Annotated in this window: 1 protein-coding gene and 1 pseudogene; both read left to right on the top strand. The window is 43.6% G+C overall.

What is annotated here, in order from left to right:
• Nucleotides 1-248: pseudogene (locus F1E73_RS17690) on the top strand (NAD(P)/FAD-dependent oxidoreductase); the annotation flags it as partial.
• A 310-nt stretch (nt 249-558) separates the two neighbouring features.
• Nucleotides 559-3,585 (top strand): aminotransferase class III-fold pyridoxal phosphate-dependent enzyme, encoded by a 3,027-nt coding sequence (locus F1E73_RS16590; RefSeq protein ID WP_150452604.1) that lies wholly within the window; start codon nt 559-561, stop codon nt 3,583-3,585.
• Nucleotides 3,586-3,597 lie beyond the last annotated feature (12 nt).

Genomic DNA, 3,597 nt, shown 5'->3' with positions numbered 1-3,597 from the left:
ATATGACCGATTATCCAGAATTTGATTTGGATACCGTAGCAGCTCATTTTAAGAAGTGGTTAAGAGACAAGGAGGACGATATCCTAGGATACCGCGATGTAACCTTTAGATCTGTTATGACGGGAACTATGGCCGAAAATCACCATACGAACTGGATAGATGAAATGGATGATAGTTTTGAAAGGTATTTTTCCGAGTCGTTAAGACAGGAAAGAGCCTCCGAAAGAGAAGTCTTGATGCAAAGATAATTGTACTATCCATCCACAAACGCCTTAAGACATTAAACTGCTTTTAGGGCGTTTTTTTATGCCCTGTTTTTAATTAGTTTAGTACGTAAATTCCCTTCACCCTAGGATTTATCCCCCTTCTTTATCGTTTAAAATACATTCCTAGATTAAGATCGTTCATTCGCTTTCCCAAAAAAATATAGCTTTAAATACCTATTCATCGGCTATAAAATTATATTTGATTAAAATATTCCTATAGATTGGGAGATAGTTTGGTGGATCAGTGGGTATACCCCATCATTTGGTGTTCCTCAAATAAAAACGGTGTTTAATGGATTACAATAACTTACACATCAGTACGGAAAAGGCAGAAAGAATAGCCCGGGATCTTTTTAAAATTGAAGGCAAGGCAAAACCCTTGCCCGGGGAAATCGATTTTAACTTTAAGATCGATGCCAAGAACGGGAAATCCTATATCCTAAAAGTATCCCGTCCTGGGGAAGATGAGGATTATCTGGATTTTCAACAGCATTTGTTGCAGTATGTGGAAGAAAATGGGAAGGAGTTGGTATCCCCTAAGGTCTTTCCCGATGTGGCTGGTAACCTTATTTCGGAAATAAAAGACGATTTTGGGCAGCTGCGGAAAGTGCGACTCCTGTCTTGGATTTCTGGACGGGTATGGAGCGGGGTAAATCCGCAATTGGACGAGCTACGGTTTGGTCTTGGGGTACATTGTGGGAAACTTACCCAAGCCTTGCAGGGGTTTAATCATTCCAAAGCCCATAGGGAATTTGAGTGGGACGTGGCCCAAGGCCAATGGACTACAGAGCATCAACACCTTTTTAAAGACCAAGAAAAGGAAATCGTCTCCTTTTACCAGCGGTTATTTCTACAGGAACAGCCAACTTACTCCAAGCTCAGAAAAAGCGTAGTGCACAACGATGCCAATGATAACAACGTAATAGTTTCCGAGGATTTGTTGAATCCTAAGGTGATTTCTGCCATCGATTTTGGGGATGCTGTTTACACACAAATCATTAACGATCTTGCCATTGCCTGTGCCTATGCTATTATGGGACATGAGGATCCCTTAGAGGCGGCCCTACCCATTGTAAAAGGCTATCACCAGACCTTTCCCCTGCAGCAAGAGGAACTCAAGCATTTATATATGGCCATTGGGATGCGCCTGACGATATCGGTGACCAAAAGCGCCATCAATAAAATAGCGGAGCCAGATAATACCTACCTGCTAATCAGTGAGAAACCGGCTTGGGAAGTCCTTAAAAAATGGCGAGAAATAAATGCCGATTTTGCCCATTTTAGCTTTAGGGAGGTCTGTGGGTTTAGCGCGCATCCCAATGAAGAACCATTTGTAGCATGGTGTGAAAAAAATACTTTTTCTTTAAAAGATATGTTTCCCAACATCGGCAGGGATCAGGTTTTTGACCTGGATCTTAGCGTTTCTAGTAAGTGGTTGGGTCATGAGAAGGATTTTAACGACCTAGACTTCTTTCAGTATAAAATCAATAAATTACAAGGGGAACACCTTACTAAAATTTTAGCAGGGGGCTACCTAGAGCCGCGTCCCATTTACACTACTGCATCCTATGAGAAAAAAGGCAACAAGGGTCGTGAGAGTCGCTCTATACATTTAGGGGTAGATTTCTGGTTGCCTGCAGACACGCCGGTACATGCGTTATTGGATGGTGAGGTAGTGGTGGCGGTGAATGACGCCGGCGATAAGGAATACGGGGGATTGGTAATATTAAAACACCAGGTAGTGGGAATTGAGTTTTACTCCCTGTATGGGCATCTCTCCGTGGAAAGTGCCACTTCCCATAAAAAGGGGGAGTTTATTGCTGGCGGACAATTAATTGGTGTATTGGGTGAGGGGCAAGAAAACGGGAACTGGGTGCCCCACCTTCATTTTCAATTGATGCTTTCCCTCTTAGACTATACGGTAGATTTCCCTGGAGTAACCTATGTGAGTCAGCGTTCCGTATGGGCCAGTATTTGTCCAGATCCCAACCTATTATTCAAGTTGGATGCCTTGGAAGCAAGGAAAGAGCTTGCCAACGCAGATATCGTAGCCTATAGAAAGGAACATCTGGGGAAGAGTTTAAGCTTGCAATATAAAGAGCCAATTAAAATGGTACGTGGTGCTGGTCCTTATTTAATGGATCAGTATGGAAGAAAATATCTGGATACCGTAAACAATGTAGCCCATGTAGGGCACGAGCACCCAGCAGTAGTTACGGCAGGGCAAGAGCAGATGGCACTTATAAATACCAATAGTCGCTATTTACATGAAAATATCAATACATTGGCCCAAGAGCTATTGAAAACTCTGCCGCCAGAATTAAGTGTCCTTCATTTTGTAAATTCGGGCAGTGAGGCTAATGAATTGGCTATCCGTATGGTGAAAGCCGCTACGGGACAACGGGATATTATAGCTTCCGAAGTGGGCTATCATGGTAACTCTAATATGTGTATCGATATCAGCTCCTATAAATTTGATGGAAAAGGGGGACAGGGAGCCCCAGAACATACCCATATTTTTCCCCTTCCCGATGCATTTAGAGGAAAATACCGAGGGAAGGACGCTGGTCCAAAATATGCCGAGGAAGTATGGAAACAACTTCAGAAAATTACTTCCAAAGGCCGGAAGGTGGGAGCTTTTATCGTAGAGCCGATTATAAGTTGTGGCGGACAGGTAGAATTACCGGCTGGATTTTTAAAAGAGGTTTACCAAATAGTGAGAGAAGCTGGCGGACTCTGTATTTCCGATGAGGTGCAAGTGGGCTGCGGTAGGGTGGGGAAAACTTTTTGGGGTTTTCAATTGCATGATGTTACGCCCGATATTGTGACCATTGGCAAGCCCTTGGGGAATGGTCATCCGCTTGCAGCGGTAGCCTGCACCCCAGAAGTGGCGGAGAAGTTTGCCAATGGGATGGAATACTTCAATACCTTTGGAGGTAATCCCGTATCCTGTGCCATTGGGGCTGAAGTACTAAGGGTAGTAGAGCGCGAAAATCTTCAGGAACATGCCTATACTATTGGAGAGTTTTTAAAGGAAGAGCTAAGAAAATTAGCGTCCGATTATCCCATCATCGGAGATGTAAGGGGGCAAGGGCTCTTCTTGGGAATGGAATTGGTAAATGAACATAAAGAGCCATTAACAGAGCAGACCCAGTACCTGGCAGACAGAATGAAAGATCATGCGATCTTAATGAGTACGGATGGTCCCGATAACAATGTGCTCAAAATAAAACCCCCTTTAGTGTTTGCCAAAGAACATGCCGAGGAGCTGCTGTCCTATCTCCGTAAAATTATGGCCGAGGACTTTATGAAGGTATAAGCGTACGATGAC

It is taken from the genome of Arenibacter lacus, assembly GCF_008711145.1.
GTDB classification, from domain to species: Bacteria; Bacteroidota; Bacteroidia; order Flavobacteriales; family Flavobacteriaceae; genus Arenibacter; species Arenibacter amylolyticus.
Note: the sequence above shows the minus strand (reverse complement) of the source record. Positions and strands in the feature narration are given on the sequence as shown.

What these genes read in the sequence shown, in the direction of transcription:
- F1E73_RS16590 (WP_150452604.1), top strand. Translation starts at nt 559, where the DNA reads ATGGATTACAATAACTTACACATCAGTACGGAAAAGGCAGAAAGAATA.